The organism is Rhodovulum euryhalinum (genome assembly GCF_004342445.1).
GTDB classification, from domain to species: Bacteria; Pseudomonadota; Alphaproteobacteria; order Rhodobacterales; family Rhodobacteraceae; genus Rhodovulum; species Rhodovulum euryhalinum.
Genome location: NZ_SLWW01000007.1, coordinates 219,058 through 239,159, shown reverse-complemented (window position 1 = coordinate 239,159; position 20,102 = coordinate 219,058). Strand labels below are relative to the sequence as shown.

General features: G+C 68.2%; 14 protein-coding genes. 2 read left to right on the top strand and 12 right to left on the bottom strand.

Annotated elements, in window-relative coordinates; all coding sequences use genetic code 11:
* Positions 1-579: 579 nt before the first annotated feature.
* The 6 genes from EV655_RS10620 to EV655_RS10595 all read right to left on the bottom strand — a co-directional run bounded on the left by EV655_RS10620 (position 580) and on the right by EV655_RS10595 (position 7,719).
* Positions 580-1,428, bottom strand: a complete 849-nt coding sequence (locus EV655_RS10620; protein WP_243645053.1) for an ABC transporter ATP-binding protein — start codon at positions 1,426-1,428, stop codon at positions 580-582.
* An 80-nt stretch (positions 1,429-1,508) separates the two neighbouring features.
* Positions 1,509-2,852: an ABC transporter substrate-binding protein gene (locus tag EV655_RS10615; protein ID WP_207901948.1), complete on the bottom strand. Its 1,344-nt coding sequence runs from the start codon at positions 2,850-2,852 to the stop codon at positions 1,509-1,511.
* Between the two features lie 91 nt (positions 2,853-2,943).
* Positions 2,944-4,011 carry a branched-chain amino acid ABC transporter permease gene (locus EV655_RS10610; protein ID WP_132544595.1) on the bottom strand — a complete coding sequence of 356 codons (1,068 nt, stop codon included), beginning with the start codon at positions 4,009-4,011 and terminating at the stop codon, positions 2,944-2,946.
* A 24-nt stretch (positions 4,012-4,035) separates the two neighbouring features.
* Complete coding sequence (locus tag EV655_RS10605; protein WP_132544594.1) at positions 4,036-4,941, bottom strand: branched-chain amino acid ABC transporter permease; 906 nt, start codon at positions 4,939-4,941, stop codon at positions 4,036-4,038.
* A gap of 10 nt (positions 4,942-4,951) precedes the next feature.
* Positions 4,952-5,773, bottom strand: coding sequence for an ABC transporter ATP-binding protein (locus EV655_RS10600; RefSeq protein WP_132544592.1), 822 nt, complete (start codon positions 5,771-5,773; stop codon positions 4,952-4,954).
* Positions 5,770-7,719, bottom strand: a complete 1,950-nt coding sequence (locus EV655_RS10595; RefSeq protein ID WP_132544590.1) for an AMP-dependent synthetase/ligase — start codon at positions 7,717-7,719, stop codon at positions 5,770-5,772. The genes EV655_RS10600 and EV655_RS10595 overlap by 4 nt, the downstream gene beginning before the upstream one ends.
* A 447-nt stretch (positions 7,720-8,166) precedes the next feature.
* Here EV655_RS10595 and EV655_RS10590 point away from each other — a divergent pair, with 447 nt between their 5' ends.
* Positions 8,167-8,967: a DUF1194 domain-containing protein gene (locus EV655_RS10590; RefSeq protein ID WP_132544588.1), complete on the top strand. Its 801-nt coding sequence runs from the start codon at positions 8,167-8,169 to the stop codon at positions 8,965-8,967.
* Between the two features lie 10 nt (positions 8,968-8,977).
* Here EV655_RS10590 and EV655_RS10585 read toward each other — a convergent pair whose 3' ends face one another.
* The 5 genes from EV655_RS10585 to EV655_RS10565 all read right to left on the bottom strand — a co-directional run bounded on the left by EV655_RS10585 (position 8,978) and on the right by EV655_RS10565 (position 16,523).
* Positions 8,978-11,005, bottom strand: a complete 2,028-nt coding sequence (locus EV655_RS10585) for a M3 family metallopeptidase (protein ID WP_132544586.1) — start codon at positions 11,003-11,005, stop codon at positions 8,978-8,980.
* Between the two features lie 61 nt (positions 11,006-11,066).
* Positions 11,067-13,640: a PAS domain-containing hybrid sensor histidine kinase/response regulator gene (locus tag EV655_RS10580; protein ID WP_132544584.1), complete on the bottom strand. Its 2,574-nt coding sequence runs from the start codon at positions 13,638-13,640 to the stop codon at positions 11,067-11,069.
* Positions 13,641-13,662: 22 nt separating this feature from the next.
* The gene (locus tag EV655_RS10575) at positions 13,663-14,193 is read right to left on the bottom strand and encodes a putative pterin-binding protein (RefSeq protein WP_132544582.1); all 531 of its coding nucleotides are present in this window, start codon (positions 14,191-14,193) and stop codon (positions 13,663-13,665) included.
* 267 nt (positions 14,194-14,460) lie between these two features.
* Positions 14,461-15,675, bottom strand: coding sequence for a CoA transferase (locus EV655_RS10570; protein ID WP_132544623.1), 1,215 nt, complete (start codon positions 15,673-15,675; stop codon positions 14,461-14,463).
* A complete protein-coding gene (locus EV655_RS10565; RefSeq protein WP_132544621.1) occupies positions 15,672-16,523 on the bottom strand; it encodes an HTD2 family dehydratase in 852 nt (283 codons plus the stop codon). Before EV655_RS10565 ends, EV655_RS10570 begins: the two co-directional genes overlap by 4 nt.
* 219 nt (positions 16,524-16,742) lie before the next feature.
* Between EV655_RS10565 and EV655_RS10560 the strand changes: the two genes are divergently transcribed.
* Positions 16,743-18,728, top strand: a complete 1,986-nt coding sequence (locus EV655_RS10560; protein WP_132544580.1) for a DNA/RNA non-specific endonuclease — start codon at positions 16,743-16,745, stop codon at positions 18,726-18,728.
* On the opposite strand, the gene EV655_RS10555 is transcribed toward EV655_RS10560, so the two are convergent.
* Positions 18,715-20,082: an esterase/lipase family protein gene (locus tag EV655_RS10555; protein ID WP_165905322.1), complete on the bottom strand. Its 1,368-nt coding sequence runs from the start codon at positions 20,080-20,082 to the stop codon at positions 18,715-18,717. The genes EV655_RS10560 and EV655_RS10555 overlap by 14 nt on opposite strands.
* Between the last annotated feature and the right edge of the window lie 20 nt (positions 20,083-20,102).

The window sequence follows — 20,102 nt, the reverse complement described above, 5'->3', positions numbered from 1 at the left end:
GGCCCCCGCGCCCCCGGCAGCCCGAGGCCGAACCCGCCGTCCCGGCCCGGAAAAAGACCGCCGTCAACGACAACGCCCAATGGCAGGACTTCTGAAACGCCGCGTGCCTGCCCCGTGTCCTGGGGCAGGCACGATGGCCAAGGCTGCACCAACAGTGGGGACGGCCGGCGCGTCCTCAACCCGTCACGGCGTGAAGAACCGCGAAAGCGGTGCAACGCCGCCGGAGAGGGGGCGGCCGACTGCCCTACTCCAGAACGCCCGACTCCCGGCGCCCTCCACGCCATGCCCGCACGCACCGAGCGCCGCGGCTGCCGTGTCCGGCGTCACACGCAGGAAGGCGCGCGCCTTGTCGGGATGGCTCAACCGTTCCCTAGGCAGGCCTGCCCACGAGCAACGGCGAAGGCGTGCCGCACTCCCTGCCATTTCCGGCGGGAACGGCCTGTTCATGGCTGACGCCGGACACGCAGATCGCGCCGCGATGCCGGTCCGCATAGGGTACCGGTGCGGCCGACCAGGCTGCGCGAAACGCAGGGCCCAAGTGCCTGGGGGACGCGGCCCGAACCAGCCGGGCACCTTCCGTCAGATCCAGCGCTTCTTGCGGCGATAGGACTTGCGGTTGCGAAAGCTCTCGCGGCCCTCGGAGGACATGCCGAGATAGAATTCGCGGACATCCTTGTTCTCGGCCAGCGCCTTCGCTGGACCGTCCATCATGATCCGCCCGCTTTCGAGGATGTAGCCATAATTGGCGTATTTCAGCGCAACGCTGGTGTTCTGTTCGGCCAGCAGGATGCTGACCCCTTCTTTCTCGTTCAGGTCACGGACGATCTCGAAGATCTCGGCCACGATCTGCGGGGCAAGCCCCATCGAGGGTTCGTCCAGCAGCAGCATCCGGGGCCTGGCCATCATCGCCCGGCCGATCGCGGTCATCTGCTGTTCGCCGCCCGAGGTATAGCCCGCCTGGCTGGTCCGGCGTTCCCTGAGGCGGGGGAAATAGGCATAGACGCGGTCCAGTTCCTCGCGCATCTGCGCCTTGGTCAGCTTGCGGGTATAGGCCCCGGCGATCAGGTTCTCCTCGACCGTCAGGTGGCCGAAGCACATCCGGCCCTCCATCACCTGCACCATGCCCATTCCGACCAGATCGCCGGGGGTCAGCTGGTCGGTACGCTCGCCCCGGAAATGGATCGAGCCCTTGGAGACACGACCGCGCTCGGCGCCGATCATCGTCGAGATGGACTTCAGCGTGGTACTTTTCCCCGCGCCGTTGCCGCCCAGCAGCGCCACAATGCTGCCCTCGGGCACCTCGAGCGAGACACCGCGCAGCACCAGGATCACGTTGTCGTAGATCGACTCGATGTTGCGGACGGACAGGATCGGCTGGGCCGACAGCGCGGGTCTCGGCGCAGCCCCGGCTGACATCTCGTCGGTCATGGTCATGCGGGCATCCCTTCGTCTGTCCGGAAAAAGCCGCGGGGCGAACGTTCCGCCCCGCGGCCGATGTCGTATTGGCCTTACGGGCAGTCGCGCACCGTCATGCCGTTCTCGGAGGCGAACTTCTCGGCCGAGGCCTCGACCAGACCGCGGATGAAGCCCTCGTCGGGCGCCGCGACGAAGTCGTCCGAGATGATGTCGAACTTCTCGCCGTTCCACTGCATGATCTTGAACCGGCCCGAGCCGTCATGCTTTTCGCAGGACAACTTGAACGGCGCGATCATGCCGGTCATGCCCAGTTCAGCCAGCTTCTCCTCGGTGAAGTCCAGCGCCTCGTAGCCATCGCGGAACTCGGGCCCGGTGACCGCCTGGCCGTCCTTGCCGTGGATCGCCTGCGCGTTCTTCAGCGCCTCGACCCACATCACCGCCGCGGCGACGCCCCGGTTCCAGTAGACCGTGCCGACGCGCTCGGGGTTGGCAAGGTTGCCCGCGCCCGCGCCATAGACGACCTCGTTGATCTGCTGGACCAGCGGGAAGTCCTTGCCCGGCACGACGTTGGCCACGACATAGGTGCCGACCGCGGCATCACCCGCGGGCACCATGTCCTCCTCGGCGCCGCCGAAGGTGACATACATCATCCGGTCCCGCGGGAAGCCGACGCGCGCGGCCTCGGTCATGCCGGTGGCGTTCATGCCTGACCCGGCCCCCCAGAAGGTCACCCAGTCGGGCCGCTCGCGGCGGATCTGCAGCCACTGCGATTTCTGTTCCAGGCCCGGCGGCGGGATCGAGATCTCGACCAGGTTCACGCCCCAGTCCTCGGCGATCTGGCGCATCGCGGGCAGGGGTTCGCGGCCATAGGCGCTGTCGATGTGCAGGTGCACGATCTTCTTGCCGCGCATGTTCTCGACGCCGCCCTCGACCTGGGCCATGAAGTTCATCTTGACCGCGATCTGCGACCAGTAATGGCCCGCGGCGTTGAACACCCAGGACCAGACCCGGCCATCGGCAGCATCGGTCCGGCCATAGCCGAACTGGGCCAGCACGACCTCGTCCTCGGCCATCCGGTTGATGACGGCATAGGCGCCGGGCGTACCGAGCGTGTCGAACACCACCATCTTCTGGCCGTTCGGGCCGGTCAGAAGGCGCTGGTAACATTCCACGGTGCGCGCGGCGTTGTATTCGGTTTCGCATTCCGCCCAGGTCAGTTGAACGCCGTTCACGCCGCCGGTCTTGTTGACATAGGTCATGTAGTCGATGATGCCGCCGTAATAGCCGGTGCCCATCGCGGAATAGGGGCCGACGCGGCTGGACGGCACCGCCATGTATTGCTCTTCGGCCAGCGCGATGCCCGGCGCGATCGGCGCAGCCGCAAGCGCGGCGGTCACGAGGAGGGCCGAGGCCGCCCTCTGGAACATTGGTCTCATGGTCTTCATTTCCTCCCTTCGTTGCCGCTCGACCGGGTCGAGCCCCCAAGGCTGTCGCCCTTGACGGGCGCTTGGCCTTGTTCCTTGCGCCTCAGAACTTGAACGGCCATCGGCGCATTCGCTCCTGAAGGTTCTGCCAGAGTTTGGCGAGCCCCAATGGCTCGTAGATCATGAACAGGATGATCAGCACCCCGAAGATCACCTGTTCCAGCGCCGAGGTGATGGACGCATCCACCGCCTTGCCGAACAGCGCGTGGAAGAAGATGTTCAGAAAGACCGGCAACAGCAGGATGAAGCCCGCACCGTAAAACGACCCGATGATCGTCCCCAGCCCCCCGATCAGCACCATGAACAGCACGCGGAACGACAGGTTGATGTCGAAGGCCGCCGGTTCCACCGATTTCAGGTAGGTGAAGGCGAACAGCGCGCCCCCCACCCCGCAATAGAACGAGCTGATCGCGAAGGCCTGCAGCTTCGTGCGCAGGAGTGATAGCCCCATCACCTCGGCCGCCACGTCCATGTCGCGCACCGCCTGCCAGTTCCGGCCCGCACTGCCGCGCGCCATGTTCATCGCCGCCCAGGTCAGCAGCACCGTGATGGTAAGCACCACCAGATACATCTCGGCCGGGCTGGTGAAGGCCTTGCCGAAGATCACGATATCCTGCGCGGTGATGATGCCAGAGGTATCGTAGTTCTTGAACCAGCCGAACTTGTCGATCACCCAGACGATGAAGAACTGCGAGGCCAGCGTGGCCACCGCAAGGTAAAGACCCCGCACCCTCAGCGAGGGCAGGCCGAAGACGATGCCGATGGCCGCCGCGATCAGCCCCGACAGCAGGATCGCCACCGGAAAGGGCATCCACTCGACGCGCAGGATCAGGTTGTAGCAGGCGAACGCGCCTGCCGCCATGAATCCCGCCGCGCCCAGCGACAGCTGCCCGGCATAGCCCATCAGGATGTTCTGGCCCATCGCCACCAGCGACATGCAGAGCCAGGGGATCAGGATCGCGCTCAGCCAGTAGTCGGACGCGGTGAAGGGCAGAACGGCGAAGGCGATGACAAGGACCAGACCCAGAAGGATGCGGTCCTCTTTCAGCGGCATGAGCCGCATGTCCTGCGCGTATCCCGTGCGGTAGGTGCCGGCCTGTCTGTAATACATGGCAGTCTCCTCTGTCAGAGGGCGTCAGACGCGCCGGATGATGCGTTCGCCGAACAGGCCCTCGGGCCGGAACATCAGGAACAGGACCGCCAGCATGTAGGGCGCCCAGCCCTCGATGCCGCCGCCGAAATAGGGGCCGATATAGACCTCGGCGATCTTCTCGCTGGCGCCCACGATCAGGCCGGCCACGATCACGCCCGGCACCGAGGTGAAACCGCCGATGATCAGCACCGGCAGCGCCTTGAGCGCGAGGCCGACAAGCGCGAACTGCACCCCCGCGCGCGCGCCCCAGAGCATGCCCGCCACCAGCGCCACGATGCCCGCGGCGGCCCAGACGAAGACCCAGACCTGCCGCAGCGGGATGCCGATCGACATCGCCGCGCCGTGCCCGTCGGCCACCGCGCGCAGCCCCAGCCCGACCTTGGTGCGCGAGAACACGATGGCGAGCACCGCCACCATCACCGCGGCCACCAGCCCCGCCACCAGATCGAGCACGCTGACGAAGATGCCCGTCGCATCCGCGATCCGCATGATCGGCTCGTCACGGATACCGAGGTCGAGCCGGCGCACCTCGACCCCCCAGACAAGCTGGGCCAGCCCCTCCAGCACGAAGGCAAGGCCGATCGTGGCCATCAGCAGCGTGTCTTCGTGCTGGTTGACCAGCGGGCGCAGCACGAAGCGTTCCGTCGCCATGCCGACAAGGATCATCAGCCCCACCGTCACCAGCAGCGCCAGGAAGAACGGCAGGCCCAGCTCCATGAAGCCCACGAAGGACAGGACCGCGAAGAACACCATCGCGCCCTGGGCAAAGTTGAACACCGACGACGCCTTGTAGATCAGCACGAAACCCAGCGCGACGAGCGAATACATCACCCCCGCCAGCAGCCCGCCGATCAGCACCTCGAAGAAGAACAGGATTTCGGGATTCACGGCCGCCTCCTCAATGCGCCACGCCCAGATAGGCGTCGATCACGTCCTGGTTGCTGCGCACCTCTGCGGGCGAGCCGTCGCCGATCTTCTTGCCGTAATCCAGCACCACGACGCGGTCGGAAATGTCCATGACCACGCCCATGTCATGCTCGATCAGCACCATGGTCGTCCCGTAATGGTCGTTCACGTCGAGGATGAAGCGGCACATGTCCTGCTTTTCCTCGACATTCATCCCCGCCATCGGCTCGTCCAGCAGCAGGATCTGCGGCTCGGCGGCGAGCGCGCGGCCGAGTTCCACCCGCTTCTGAAGCCCATAGGGCAGGCGCGAGACCTGGGTCTTGCGGATCTGCTGGATCTCCAGGAACTCGATGATCTCCTCGGCCTTCTCGCGGCTTTCCAGTTCCTCGCGCCGAGCGCGCGGCAGTTGCAGCGCCACCTCCAGGAAATTCGCGTGCGTGAAAAGACGCCGGCCCGCCATGATGTTTTCCAGCACCGTCATCCGCTTGAACAGCGCAATGTTCTGGAAGGTGCGCGCGATGCCCAGCCGCGCCGCCTTGCCCGGCGTCATGTTGGCGAACTTCTCGCCGCGGAACCGGATCGTGCCGTCCTGGGGCGTATAGAGCCCGCCGATCACGTTCAGCATGGACGACTTTCCGGCGCCGTTCGGCCCGATGATCGCGCGCACCTCGTGCTCGCGAATGTCGAACGAGATGTTGGTCAGCGCCTGCACACCGCCGAACCTGAGCGAAATCGAGTCGAGTTCCAGGATCGGCTCGCCGATCGGATAGGCCCGCTCGACGCCCGGAATATGGCTTTGTGTCACGACGTTCATGCGGCCCTCCTGCTGCCGGGCACGCCGACCACCGACGCCTCGCGGATCTTCAGCGCGACGGGTCCGTGGTGGCCCTCTTCGACGGCGGCAGTTTCCAGCATCACCTCGCTCTGCCCGGCATAAAGCCCCTCGATCAGCGCCGCGAAGCGCTCGGTCACCGCGTGGCGGCGCACCTTGCCGGTGGGTGTGAGGAATCCGTTCTCGGTGCCCAGTTCCTCGGGCACCAGCGCGAAGCGGCGGATTTGCAGCGCCGCCGTCGCCGGGTCGCGCGCGAGCCCGGCATTCACTTCGGCGATCCAGTCGGCGACAAGCCCGTAAACCTCGTCCTGCGAGGCAAGATCGGCGTGGCCCATATAGGCGATTGCATGGTCGTCGGCCCAGCGGCCCACCGCCAGCGTGTCGATGTCGACCAGCGCGCAGATCCCGTCGCGCCCGTCGCCCACCACCACCGCGTCGCGGATATGCGGCGAAAAACGGATCCGGCTTTCCAGCATGCGCGGGGCAAAGACCGTACCGTCTGCCAGCCGCCCGATCGCATCCATCCGGTCGACCAACCGCAGATTGCCGTCCGGCTCCAGGATGCCGGCGTCCCCGGTCCGCAGCCAGCCATCCGCACTGCGCACCGCTGCCATCGCCGAGGGATCGTCGAGGTATCCCGCCATCAGACCGTCCGAGCGCACCTCGATCTCGCCCCTGTCCGAGATGCGAACCGCGATGTCGTCAAGCGGCTTGCCCACCGTCCCGCGCCCCTCGTCGCCATGGCGCTGCATCGCCACGAAGAACGCCGTTTCGGTCGCGCCGTAGACCTGCCGAAGGTCGATCCCCAGCGTCTGGAAAAAGCCCTGCATCGCCGGGTCCAGCGTGTCGCCGGTCGAACAGGCCGACCGGAGCCGGCTCATGCCGAGGATGTCGCGCAAGGGCGCGTAGATCAGCGCACCATAGGCCGCCATGCCGAACCGGTTGACCGCACCGGGCGCATAGCCCTCCATCCGCTGCCGCCCGACCCGCTGGGCCAGCGCCAGCGCGCGGCGATAGAGCACCAGGTTGATCCCCCCCGTTTCCTCCATCCGGGTCGAGATGCGCGAGAAGATCGCGTCCAGCATCCGCGGCGTCGTCAACAGCGAGGTCGGCGCGATCTCGCGCATGTCGTCGATCAGGGTTTCCAGCGATTCCGGGCAGCAGATGCAGAGCCCCGCCACCATCGAGGACATGTAGCTGAACATCGTCTGGCACAGCCAGCCCGGCGGGAAGAAGGCCAGCGTGGTGTCCGACGCCGTCAGCCCCTGCGCCTGCACCGCCGCCCGGGTCCGGCCGATCAGCGCCGCATGGGTGAACACCACGCCCTTCGGCGCGCCCGAGGCCCCCGAGGTGAAGAAGACGAAGGCCTCGTCGCTGCCCTGCCCAGCCGCGACCGCCTGCCGGTAGGCGTCGGGGGCCTTGGCGGCCAGCGCCTGGCCCTCGTCGATCAGGTGGCCGTGGTCGGCCAGCCCGGGATGCACGTAGTGACGCATGCCGCGGTCGTCGTCATAGACGACAAGCCGCACGCCCGGGCAGTTCGGCAGGATATCCAGAACCTTGTCGACCTGTTCCTGATCCTCGGCGAAAACCGCACTCACCCGGGCGGCGCGCAGCTGGCCCGCCACCTCCTCGGCACTGGAATCGGGATAGAGCGGCACGGCCACCCCGCCCAGCGCATGGGTCGCCGCGATCGCCCCGAACAGGCGCGGACGGTTATCGCCGATCACGGCCACGCGCTCGCCGCGCGCGATCCCGCGTTCGGCAAGCGCCAGGGACAGATGGGCCGCCTCGTCCGACAGCATGCGAAAGGTGATATTGCCCCAGATGCCGCGCCGTTTTTCCCGGATCGCCGACGCATCGCCCCGCAAGGCGGCCTGGTCGAAGAGGAGCTTCGCGAAGGTGTCGCGGCCGGCCACCTCACGCGCCATGGGTCATGCCCCCCCCGGCGACGCACCCTTCTGCGGAACACCCAATGTGATGCGCGTTCCGCGCCTTCATCCCCTTGGGCCTGGTACCGCGACCGGTGCTGGAGAAACCCTCGGCCCTCACCCCACCGGATCGCCGCCCGGGCCAGTCCCCAGACACGCGCATTCACGTCCTCCCTGTGCCGACAGCCTTTCCGTTTTGCATCTCACCCTTGGGTAACATGCCCGAGTCACGTGGCCGTCATTCTTTGTCGTTCTACCGCGGCGGGAATTCACACATACCCGCCGGGCAGTTGTCAACTAGAGCCGCCACCGGGGCCATCAAGTCGCATTGCGGCGATTTTCAGCGCCAGCGCCGGCACCCCGGGAATTGTCCGCAATCCCGGGCAGAGGCGGCATCCGGCCTGAATGTGATTGGACCAAAGCCGCCGCCGCCCGCATCCTTGCAACATGCGCCTGCTTGCCGCTCTTCTTGTTTCGGCCCTGTCGCTGGCCGCCGCACCGGCCGATGCCGAAGGGATCGAGGTCGATCTGGAACTCGTCCTGCTGGTCGACGTCTCGCGTTCGATGAGCCCGCGCGAGCTTGAAATCCAGCGCAGGGGCTATGCCGCGGCGCTCGATTCCGATGCGGTCTTCGCCGCGGTGCAGTCCGGCGCCCTGCAACGTGTCGCGATCACCTATGTGGAATGGGCCGGAAGCCAGGAGGTCGTCATCGACTGGCGCCTGATCGAGACGCGCGCCGACCTTGCGGGGTTCGCCGCCGAGCTGGAAAACCGGTTCGACCCGTCGCTGCGGCGGACCTCGATCTCCGAGGCGCTGGTGTTCGGCGCCCGGATGATCGAGGCCAACGCCTATCGCGGGCTCCGGCGGGTGATCGACATCTCGGGCGACGGGCCGAACAACCAGGGCCGCCCGGTGACCGAGGCGCGCGACGCCGTTCTCGCCCAGGGCATCGCCATCAACGGGCTGCCACTGATGACGCGGGACGGAATAGGCAGCCAGTGGCACCTCGACGGGCTCGACCTGTATTACGAGTCCTGCGTGATCGGCGGGCCGGGGGCCTTCGTGATCCCGGTGCTCGACTGGGGCGATTTCACGGATGCCGTGCGGCGCAAGCTGGTGCTGGAAATGGTCGGGCAGCCCGCGCCTGCCAAGGTGCTGCCCGCGCAATACACACCGCACGATCCACAGGATTGCATGGTCGGCGAAAAGATGTGGCAGGAACGGCGCCGCTACTGGGACGAACCCTAGGCGCCGCGCATCATGCCGCGGAGTCGAGCCCCCGCCCCTTCAGCAGCGCCTCGACCCCCGGCAGGCGGCCGCGGAAGGCGAGGTAAAGCGCCTCCGGCTCGGCGGTGCCCCCGGCCGAGAGGATGTGTTCTTCCAACGCCCGGGCGGTCACCGGGTCGAACGGGTCGCCCGCCTCGTCGAAGGCGGCGAAGGCGTCGGCATCCATCACCTCGGACCACATGTAGGAGTAATAGGCCGAGGCATAGTAGCCGCCGGAGAAGACATGTGCGAAATGCGGCGTGGCGTGGCGCATGCCGATCGCCCGCGGCATGCCGATCGCCTCCAGCACCTCGGCCTGGCGTTGCATCGGGTCGGCGGGGGGCGGGCCATCGTGAAAGTCGAGATCGACCAGCGCCGAGGCGATGAACTCGACCGTCTGGAATCCCATGTCGAAATTGGCCGCCGCCAGCAGGCGGGTCCGCATGTCGGCGGGCATGGGCTCGCCGGTTTCGGCATGGGTGGCAAAGCGTTCCAGCACCTGCGGAACCTCGAGCCAGTGCTCGTAAAGCTGGCTGGGCAGTTCGACGAAGTCGCGCGGGACGGACGTGCCCGACAGGCTTTCATAGGTCACGTCGCTCAGCATCTGGTGCAGCGCATGGCCGAACTCGTGGAACAGCGTGCGTGCGTCGTCCCAGGACAGAAGCGCGGGCCGCCCCTCGGCGGGTTTGGCAAAGTTGCAGACATTGATGACGTGGGGCCGGATCTCGCCCGCAAGACGTTGCTGCGCGCGCAGCGCCGAACACCACGCCCCCGACCGTTTGCCGGACCGCGCGAAATAGTCGCCGATGAAGACCGCCATATGCCGCCCGTCGCGGGTGACCTCCCAGGCGCGGGCGTCGGGATGGTGCAGCGCGATGTCGAGCGGCGTGAACTCCAGCCCGAACAGGCGGTTGGCACAGTCGAAGGCCGCCTCGATCATCCGGTCGAGCTGCAGAAAGGGTTTCAGCGCGGCCTCGTCCAGATCGTGTTCTGCCTTGCGGCGCTTGTCGGCGTAGTAGTGCCAGTCCCAGGGTTCCAGCGGGCCGGGATGGCCATCCGCGGCCAGCATCGCCTCAAGAACCGCAGCATCGGCCTCGGCGCGCGCCTTGGCGGGGTGCCAGACGGCCATCAGAAGGTCGCGCACCGCCGCGGGTGTCTTGGCCATCTCGGTTTCCAGCTTGGAGGCGGCAAAGCTGTCATGGCCCAGCAGCGCGGCGCGTTCGGCCCTCAGCGCCAGCGTCTCGGTCACGATCGCCCGGTTGTCGGTCGTGCCGCCGCGTGCACCGCGCGCCGTCCAGGCCCGGTAGGCGCGTTCGCGCAGGTCGCGGCGTGGCGAGAATTGCAGGAACGGCACGATCAGCGACCGCGACAGCGTGACCACCGGCCCGCCCGCCCCACGCTCGGCCCCGGCGGCGCGCGCGGCCTCGGCGACAAAGCCTGGCAGCCCGTCCAGATCGGCCTGCGCCAGCGGCATGGTCCAGTCCCGCTCGTCGGCCAGAAGGTTCTGCCCGAACGCGGTGCCAAGCTCGGCCAGACGGGTGTTGATCGCCCGCAGCCGCGCGCGGCCCTCGTCGGCCAGCGCCGCCCCTGCCCGGACGAAATCGCGCCGCTTGACCTCGAGCAGGCGGGCCTGTTCGGGCGTCAGATCCAGCGCCGCCCGCCCCTGCCACACTGTCTCGATCCGGGTAAAGAGCGCGGCGTTCAGCGTCACATCGGTCGAGAACTCGGCCAGCTTCGGCGAAAAGGCACGCTGCAACGCCTCGCGTCGAGAGGTCGAGTCGACGGCGGCCACCAGGTAGAAGACCGACAGCACGTCGTTCAGCGCCTGACCCGACCGTTCCAGCGCCTCGATGGTATTGGCGAAATCAGGCGGCTCGGGGTTCGTCGCGATCGCGTCGATCTCGGCGCGGGTGCAGGCAAGCGCCGTATCGAAGGCGGGCTCGAAATGGTCGTCGGCGATTGCGGCGAAGTCCGGCAAGTCGAACGGCGCCGTGCGGGGCGCAAGCAGGGGGTTGGTCATGGGGCCTCCGTTTCGCTGAAGGCTTAGCCGGATCGCGGGGGTATTCAAGCCCCGGCCCCGCCTATTCCGCAGCCCGAAGCGGCATGTCGGGATCGGCATCGGCAGAGGCAAGCGCCGCGGCGGTCGCGCGCCAGAGCGCCAGTGCCTCGGCCGCCGGGACGGAATCGGACAGCGCCGCCCCCGGTGCGATCAGCCGCGCCACCCGGTCGAGTGCATTCGCCAGCGGCAGCGCGCCCAGCCCGGCGCAGGCCGCGGCGGCATGCAGGATCTCTGCCCCGTCGTCCGGCCCTGCCAGCCCGCCCCGACAGAGCGCGTCAAGCCGCGCGGCCACGGGGCTGCGCTGTTGCAGCAGGGCCATGACCGCCGCCCCACCGTCCTTGCCCGCTGCCAGAAGCAGGGGCAGCCCATCCGGTTCGGCGTGGTCGTCATGCGTCACCACCGCCCTGCGCGGTGCGCCCTCGGCCAGCAGCGCGGCCAACTGGCCGCGTGAGACGGGCTTTGATCCGACCTCGTCCATTCCCGCGAAGCGGAACTCCTCGATCTCGTGCGGCATCGCGTGGGCGGTCAGCGCAACGATCCGGGCATGGCGCGAACGACCGCCGAGGCGGATGCGGCGGGTGGCCTCGACCCCGTCGAGCCGGGGCATGCTGACATCCATCAGGATCGCATCGAATGCGGTGCAGAACGCCTTTTCGACACCCTCGATCCCGTCCTCGGCCTCGGTCACCCGGTGACCGAGCCGTTCCAGCAGGGCGCGGGCGACGCGGCGGTTCACCCGGTTGTCCTCGACCAGCAGAAGGCGCAGCGGCTTCGCGACGATCTCTGCCCCATCCGGTCCCGGCCCGTCGGGGCCGGGGTCCACGACGGCCAGCGGGGCCAGTCGCAGCCGCACGGCAAAGACGCTGCCCGCGCCGGGCGTGCTGTCCACCGCGATCTCGCCGCCCAGCAACCGAACCAGCCGATCGGTGATGGCAAGACCCAGCCCGGTGCCCCCGGCACGGCGGCCATAGGTCGGATCGGCGGTGAAGAATTCGTCGAAGATCCGCTCGCGATCCGCGGGCGAAATCCCGATGCCGGTGTCGCGCACCGCGATCTCGACCATGTCCGTTCCGCCGGGCCGCCGGGCCGTCAGCGTCACCGTCCCCTGCCGGGTGAATTTCAGCGCGTTGCCGATCAGGTTGACGAGGATCTGCCGCAGCCGCCGCGCATCACCCAGGACCGGGCCCAGCCCCGCCTCGGTCTCGATCAGCAGACGATTGCCATTGATCGCCGCGAGCGCGCGGTGCATCGCCACGGTTTCGTCCAGCAGCACGGCAAGATCGAAGCCGCAGTTTTCCGTCACCGCCCGTCCCGAGTCGAGATGTGCGATGTCCAGCACATCGTTGACATGGTGCAGAAGCAGCCGCCCCGACGAGTCCATGATCGTCAGGTGCTCGCGCTGCTCGGCATCCAGCGCGGTGTCGCGCATCAGTTCCATCGCGCCCAGCATGCCGTTCAGCGGCGTGCGCATCTCGTGGCTCATCACCGCAAGCAGGTTCGCCTTGGCCTTCTCGCCCGCAAGCGCATCGTCGCGGGCGCGGGTCAGGTCCGCCTCGGCCGCCTTGCGATCCGAGATGTCGCGCAGGAACGAGACGAGGATCTTGCCGTTCCGGCTGTCCGCGATGCTGACCGAAATCTCGGCCGGGAACACCTCGCCGGACTTGCGCCGCGCCTCCATCTCGACACGGCCCCCTGCAAACAGGCTGAGCTGGCCGGTTTCGCGAAACCTCTCCATTCCGGTCAGCAGGAAGGGGCGGACATGGTCCGGCACGATCATGTCATGCATCCGCTGGCCAAGGATCTCGTCGCGCCGGTAGCCGAAGATCGCCTCGGCCGCCGGGTTGAAGTCGAGGATGCGGCCCTCGTCGTCGGCCACGATCACCGCGTCGATGGCACTTCGGACGGTGGCGCAAAGGCGCGAGGTGAGCATCTGCAACTCCTGCGCCCGGCGCCCCATGTCCCGGTTCAGCCGCCCCAGCACGACCAGCGCCACGAGCAGCAGAACGACCAGCCCCGAGGTGACCAGCGCCAGCCGCGTCAGCAGGCGCGCCACTGTCGCACGCTGGCCGTCCGCATCGACCGCCAGCAGCCGCACCCCGGCGATCGCCATTGTCCTGAGCGGGGCGCGCAGATCGTGGAAGCTGCTCCGAAGCGATGGCAGCGCTGCGGCCAGGCCGGCATCCGGCCCGTCGATCAGCGGAACCGCGGCATCGAGCGCCTGCCAGAGCCGCGCGGCCTCGTCGCCGAGACCGGCCTTGGCGATCATGTGGGAATAAAGCGTGCCGTTGGTGGCAATGTCGGCGCGGTTGTAAAGGATGTCGAAGCGGCGCCGCACCTCGTCCAGCGGCAGCCCGTCCCGTTCGGCACCAAGAAGCGCGTTCTCGAACTCGACCAGTTCGACCGTCACCGCCGAAAACGTCCACTGCACGTTGTCGGTATGCGCGGTGGCCAGCGAATCCACCCGGCGCATCACGTCGAGCGACAGGAACGCGATCACCCCGATCAGCAGCGCAAGCATCGCCCCCGCGATCGCCGCCTGCGTGCGGCGCGAGGCAACCGCCTGCAGCGGGCAGGCGGGCCGGTTGCGGGATATCATGGGTGCGCGCATCCCCTCGGCCTCAGCGCACGACGTCGATCCGGTCGAGCTGCCAGATGCTGCGCGAATAGACCACGTCGGACTGGTAGTCGGGATTGCTTTCGAAGGGGTAGACGATCCAGAGAGGCCCCCGCTTGCGCCGGGGCATCGGGGCGCCGTTCTCGTGATAGGCGACGATCGGGCCGCCCGGCACCGCGTCCGAGGCCGGGATATCGGTCGCGTAGTCGTTGATCGCCTTGGCCTTTATCGATCCACCCTCGGCACCGACCCGCGCCAGCAGCGCGTCAAGCGGCACGCCGGTAAGCTCCAGTTCCCCCTCGGTCCAGATCGTGGTTGTGCGGATCGTTTCGGCGGGCAATGCGCGCAACATCTCGAGATCGAATACCGCCGCGTCCCCGTCATTCGTGACCGCAATCGCGCCGGTCACGGTCAGCAGAACGGGTCCCGTCGGGGTCGGCAGGGGGGCAAGGTCCGCCTGGGCCACCGTGCCGAGAAAGATGGCCATGGCGAGGGCGGCAAACCGCTGGGCAAGGGGCATCGTATCGTCGGGCATCGTCCCGATCCTCCATTCGCGCAACGCCCCCGTCCACGGGCCCGGGGCTGGAACGGCCCGATCCCGCAGTCGTTTAAAATTGTCCTAAAACCGGACCGGTCGCCGGTTGGAAATGCGCCCTTGGTAAACCTGTTTCCAGGCTGGAAACCGGCGCGGCAAAACTGCGGGTTTGCCGGCCATCTGTTTCGGAAACCGACGCAGACGGCCGTCAGTCCCTGGCGGCCACGCCACCCGAAGGGCGAATCATCGTCGCGCGACGCCGGACACTCAGGCGCCCCGAACGATGCCCTCGTCGAACAGCCGCGCGATCTCGCCCCCGGGCAGGCGCGCGACATCGGCAAGGATTTCCTCGGTATGCTGGCCCAGCAGCGGCGCGGATACCGGCGCCTCGCGTTCCGCGGCGGAAAAGGCGAAGGGCGAGCCCGGCACCGGGTAGCGGCCGATCCCGGGCTGCTCGATCTCGGCAAAGAGCGGGTTTCCGGCCGACAGGTCGGGATCCTCGCGCAGCGCGCGGGCAAAGCTGCGGAACACCGACCAGGTGACGCCCGACTTGTCGAACGCATCGCCGAACTCCGCCACGCGGTGCGCGGCGAACCAGGGCGCGAGAATCGCGGTGATCCGCGCGCGGTTGAGCCAACGCGCCCCCTCGTCGTTCAGGCTGACGCCCAGTTCGGCCTCCAGCGCGGCCATCGCCTCGCCCGTGCCGGTCACCCTGACCAGCCCCTGCCATTGCCGCTCGGTCAGGCCGATCACCATCACCCGCTCGCCGTCCGCGCAGACAAAGTCCTGCCCGTAGGCGCCATAGAGCGCGTTGCCGCCCTTGGGCCGGTCGACGCCGTTCACCGCGACCTCGCCGATGATCCCCAGATTGCCCAGCATCGCGGCAGCCACGTCCTTGAGCGCGATCTGCACCGCCTGGCCCTGGCCCGTACGCAGCCGGTGGCGTTCGGCCGCCAGCAGGGCAGAGACCGCCATGTTGCCCGCGATGCAATCCCATGCGGGCAACACATGCGCCACGGGATCGGTGCTGCCCTCGGGACCGGTCGCGTCGGGAAAACCGACCGAGGGGTTCACGGTATAGTCGACCGCCGGCCGTCCGTGCCGGTCGCCCAGCAGCGTGACCATGACAAGATCGGCGCGGCGGGTTGACAGGGTCGGGTGATCCAGCCAGCCGCGCACCGCCAGATTGGTCAGGAACAGGCCTGCATCCTCGCCGGGCGCGCAGATGATCTCGGTGATGATCTCGCGGCCCCTGGGGTGCTTCATGTCGATCGCGATCGACCGCTTGCCCTTGTTCAGCCCGGCCCAGAACAGGCTTTGCCCATCCCTGGTCACCGGCCAGCGCGTGTGGTCCAGCCCCCCTTCCAGCCGGTCGAACCGGATCACGTCGGCGCCCATCTGCGCCAGTGTCATCCCCGCCAGCGGGATCGCCACGAAGGCCGAGCCCTCGACCACGCGCATGCCCTTGAGGATACCCATCAGACCAGCTCCAGCCGGGCTTGCAGGCATTGATGCCCCGACGGCGTTCCGGTGCAAAGCTCCAGCGCGCCGTCCTCGTCCCGCTTGCCGATCAGCCGCATGTCCTCGTCGGCGAACATCGGGTGGACCCCGCGAAAGCGGAAGGCGCGCGGCGCGGAACCGCCCGCGTGGCGCAGCCCCGCCTCCATCAGCAGGGTCGCCTGCATCGGGCCGTGGACGACAAGGCCCGGGTATTTCTCGACCTCGCGCGCATAGGGCAGATCGTAATGGATGCGGTGCGCATTGTAAGTGGCCGCCGAATAGCGGAACAGGCGCGCCTCGTTCACGGGGACGCGCTCGTCAAACGCGGGGGCCTCGGGCAGGGGCAGCTTTTTCGGCGGGGTGAACCGCTCGGGGATGTCGAGATAGACGATGTCCTGTTCCTCCTCGACCCGGCCGGCCCCGCCCACCGTCACATGGGCCACCCGGACAAAGACCATCGGCCCGGTCGCCCCCTGCTTTTCGTCTACGGCGAGGATTTCCGAGCGTTTCTCCAACGCCTCGCCGATCCGCAATTGGCCCTCGAACCCAAGCCGCCCGCCCGCCCACATGCGCCGCGCATAGGGCAAGGGCGGAAGAAACCCGCCAAGCCGCGGGTGCCCGTCGGTGCCAAGCTCCGACAGCGGCACGAATTCCGGAAACGCGGCCCAGTGCCAGAGCGGCGGCATCGCCGCGCCCGGCGCGAGGCCGGGCGCCGGGGCCGCGGCATGGCCCAGCGCGCCCGAGAGCATGCCCGCCAGTTCGACCGTCAGGCACCCCTGCCGGGTTTCGGTCCGCCCGATCCAGTCCTGCCACACCGTCTGTGCCGCCATCATCCGCGCTGTCCCCGCCTGCCCGTGCCCTTGATCCTGCATCCCCGCGTCGCGTCGGGAACCGGCGCATATGATAGAGAGCCCGCGGGCCCGGGATCAAGGAACCGCAGGTGAGGCCAATTCGCCCGGCTCCGGCGCCGTTCATCCCCGGGCCCGGCGACTCGGCGCTTGCCATGCTGCGGGCCCAAGCCCCAAGATGGCGCCAGGGAGGCACGTGCCATGGCAACTGCGCTTGACAGGCTTCGCGGGCGGGACCCGCGTTTCGAGGACGCGCTCGACCGGGCGCGCGACGTCTTGGTGGGATTTGCGCCGCCCGCCGCGGCCGGGGCCGAAAGCGGCGATGCGGGCTTCGTGACTTTCGAACTGGACGCCGCCGCAGCGGGGTTCGGCCGCGGCGAGGCCGAAAGCGCCTTTGCCACCCCGGGCGGCGCGATGGTCGAGGCGATCGTGCGCAGCACGCTGCGCCCATCCTTCTACATGGCGCGCGACAGGATCCTCAGCGCCCGCGAGGGGGTGTCGGAGGCAGCCCGTCAACTGATGGAGGGGATGGATCTCGATTTCGACGACCGCGACCTGTTCGAGGCACAGCGCGGGCTGGTCGAGTCGCGTGCGCTCGGGGCCGGACGGCTTAACCTGTTCAACGGGTTCCGCGAGTTCGCCGGGACGGGCTGGCTGGTGGACGAGGGCATCGCGGTCACCAACCGCCACGTGGCCGAACTGTTCGCGCGGCGCTGGATGGGCGAGGACTGGGATTTCCAGGACGGCCAGTTCGACCGCAGGATCGAGGTGCGGCTGAACCCGCTGGAACAGATCGACACACCCGACGATCCCACGCGCGCGGCCTTCGTAACCGGCATCCTGTGGGTTGCGGGGCCGGGCGAACCCGACATGGCCTTCCTCAAGGTGCATGCGCCCGGTGCCGAACCGATCCCGCTGGCCACCGGCCAGCCCGAAGCCGAAACCCCGGTCGCGGTCGTGGGCTATCCCGAACGCGACCCGCGCGACAATCCCAGGCACCTGATCGTTTCGTTCTTCGGCGACCGTTTCGGGGTCAAGCGCTGCGCGCCGGGCCGGGTGATGCGGGCCGACGCCTGGACGCTGGAACACGACGCCTCGACGCTGGGCGGCAATTCCGGCTCGGTCGTGCTGGCAACCGCGACAGGCGAGGCGCTTGGCCTGCATTTCGCGGGCGCCGCGCAGGAACGCAACGTCGCCGTCCCGGCCGAGACCGTCGCCGCCGCCCTGCGCCGCCTCAGGACCAGCCTTGCCATGCCCGCGCTGTCCACCGGCTCCACCGGGGCCGAACCCGAGGCCAGCCGCGCCGACGATCTTGCCGACCGCGAGGGGTTCGACCGCACCTTCCTCGGCGTGGAAACCGCCCTGCCCGGCCTTGGCCGCTGGCAGGACGACCTCGCCCCGGTGGCGGGTGGCGGCACCGAATTGCGCTATTGCCATTTCTCGGTCTGGCAAAGTGCCTCGCGCAGGCTGCCGCTGATGACGGCTGTCAATATCGACGGCAACCACCTGCGCCGCATCCCGCGCACGGGGCGCTGGCGGCTGGACGGGCGGCTGGACCGCGCACATCAGGCGGGCAACGAGCTTTACCGGTCGAACCCGCTGGACAAGGGCCACATGGTGCGCCGGCTGGACCCGTGCTGGGCCGAGGACATGGCCGACGAGGACACGATCCTCAAGGCCCAGGCCGACACCTTCCACTATACCAATTCCGTGCCCCAGCATGCCGATCTGAACCAGCGCGACTGGGTGGGTCTGGAGGATTACATCCTTGATGCCGCAGGCGAATACGACTTCCGGGTGAACGTGCTGACCGGCCCGGTCTTCCGCGACGACGACCGGCACCTGCGCGACCAGGAGGGCGCCGAGGACATCGCCATCCCGCGCGAGTTCTGGAAGGTCGCGGTGATGCGCCGGGCGGCTTGCGGCACGCTGTCGGCCACCGGCTATGTCCTCAGCCATGGCGAGATGATCCGCGGCCTGACCGAGGCGGAGTTCGTGCTGGGCGCCTACGAGACCTACCAGGTGCCGCTGGCGCTGATCGAGACCGCAACGGAGCTCGATTTCGGCGCCCTGAAACAGGCCGATCCGATGGCCGTTCCCGACGCGCGCGAGGCCGCCTTCGGCCGCCAGGTGCTGCGCGTGCGCGGTCCCGGCGACCTGACGCTGGCGGCCGTCACGCCTCGGTGACGGCAAACCTCACATCGTTCTCGGCCTGCGCGCCGCTGGCAAAGCGCATCAGGAACAGTCCCGGCTCGTCGATCGGCGGCAGGTGTACGGTCAGCCGGTTCACCCCCGGCCCGTCATAGACCAGCGGCGTCTCGCGGAAACCGCGCTCGGCGATATTGCCGTCCTCGTCCACCCGGTCGAGGAGGAACCGGCCCTGGATGGCGGTGGTCGTGACCTGCTCGGCATCGCCCGCGGGCGGCACGAGGGACAGCGTGACCTCGATCGGTTCGCCCGCCTGCTGCACCGGCTGGTCGATGCTGAGAGCGACCGTCATATGCGCCCCCTCGCCGCCGGCGACCTCGACCGGCGCCCCGGCATCGGCCCCGAACAGCCGGAAGAAGACGCGCTTGAAAGGCACCCCCTCGAACACCGTGGAATGTTCGTTCACCACCAGTTGCCGCTGGCCGATCCGGGGCAGCGCGCTGTAGATCGGCACCGTGCCGTCGCCGCCATCGGGGGTCTTGGTGACCACGGTCTTGCGGTGATCGGCCCGGTCGGCCGCGCCCAGCGCCACGTTCAGCCGCGTCACCGTCTTGTGGCCCACGCCCGCGAAATAGAAATAGCGCACGTGACCGGGCTGCTTTTCCTGGCCCAGCACGTCATGCAACGCCTTCGCGCGCGCCACCAGCGCGGGCACCATCCCCAGCCTGGGCGCGACCGCAGGATCATAGGGGTCGAGCGCCGCCAGATCGGGGCTGGCCAGATCCCAGATCGCCTGCTCGCCCGGCGCGGGGATCAACTGGTAGCCCGAGGGGTATTTCGGGTTCGCGGCCAGTTTCGCGAAATCGCTGCCCTTGATCCCCAGCGTGCTGTCCACCCCGAAGATGCGCGCCAGGGCCAGCGGCGCGCCCAGATGCGGCGAGGCCAGCGCGACGAACAGGGTGATCTTGCCGAACCAGGGCGCGTCGTCATACCGCCCACATTCCAGCAGCAGCCGGCACAGAAGCCCGCCCATCGAATGGCCGATCAGCGCGATCTCGGAGGCGCCCGCCTCGTGCAGGGCGTTCAGTTCGGTGGCCAGGTCGTCCACCGTGTCGAACAGGTCGCGCCGCCAGTCATAGGGAAAATCGACATAGCGTTTCTGCGCGCCGCCCCGGGTATAGCCCGCGCCCGCCAGCAGATCCTTGACCGTCGAATAGAACTGGAAGCTGAGGACATTGTAGATCAGCGTGGTCGGCTTTACCCGCTCGTCCTGAAGCTTGTCGATCCGGCGATAGCCGAACTGGGTCTCCAGCGGCGTGGGCGGCCAGACCTCTTCGTCGCCAAGGGCGAGGCGCGTGGCCATGATGCCGGGCACGAGAAAGGCGATCTTCATGGGAAATATCCTCCGATATC

Excerpts from the sequence above, each read along its gene's own strand:
- EV655_RS10620 (WP_243645053.1), bottom strand. The coding sequence starts at position 1,428 with ATGACCGACGAGATGTCAGCCGGGGCTGCGCCGAGACCCGCGCTGTCG.
- EV655_RS10615 (WP_207901948.1), bottom strand. The coding sequence starts at position 2,852 with ATGAGACCAATGTTCCAGAGGGCGGCCTCGGCCCTCCTCGTGACCGCC.
- EV655_RS10610 (WP_132544595.1), bottom strand. The coding sequence starts at position 4,011 with ATGTATTACAGACAGGCCGGCACCTACCGCACGGGATACGCGCAGGAC.
- EV655_RS10600 (WP_132544592.1), bottom strand. The coding sequence starts at position 5,773 with ATGAACGTCGTGACACAAAGCCATATTCCGGGCGTCGAGCGGGCCTAT.
- EV655_RS10595 (WP_132544590.1), bottom strand. The coding sequence starts at position 7,719 with ATGGCGCGTGAGGTGGCCGGCCGCGACACCTTCGCGAAGCTCCTCTTC.
- EV655_RS10590 (WP_132544588.1), top strand. The coding sequence starts at position 8,167 with ATGCGCCTGCTTGCCGCTCTTCTTGTTTCGGCCCTGTCGCTGGCCGCC.
- EV655_RS10585 (WP_132544586.1), bottom strand. The coding sequence starts at position 11,005 with ATGACCAACCCCCTGCTTGCGCCCCGCACGGCGCCGTTCGACTTGCCG.
- EV655_RS10580 (WP_132544584.1), bottom strand. The coding sequence starts at position 13,640 with ATGATATCCCGCAACCGGCCCGCCTGCCCGCTGCAGGCGGTTGCCTCG.
- EV655_RS10575 (WP_132544582.1), bottom strand. The coding sequence starts at position 14,193 with ATGCCCGACGATACGATGCCCCTTGCCCAGCGGTTTGCCGCCCTCGCC.
- EV655_RS10565 (WP_132544621.1), bottom strand. The coding sequence starts at position 16,523 with ATGGCGGCACAGACGGTGTGGCAGGACTGGATCGGGCGGACCGAAACC.
- EV655_RS10560 (WP_132544580.1), top strand. The coding sequence starts at position 16,743 with ATGGCAACTGCGCTTGACAGGCTTCGCGGGCGGGACCCGCGTTTCGAG.
- EV655_RS10555 (WP_165905322.1), bottom strand. The coding sequence starts at position 20,082 with ATGAAGATCGCCTTTCTCGTGCCCGGCATCATGGCCACGCGCCTCGCC.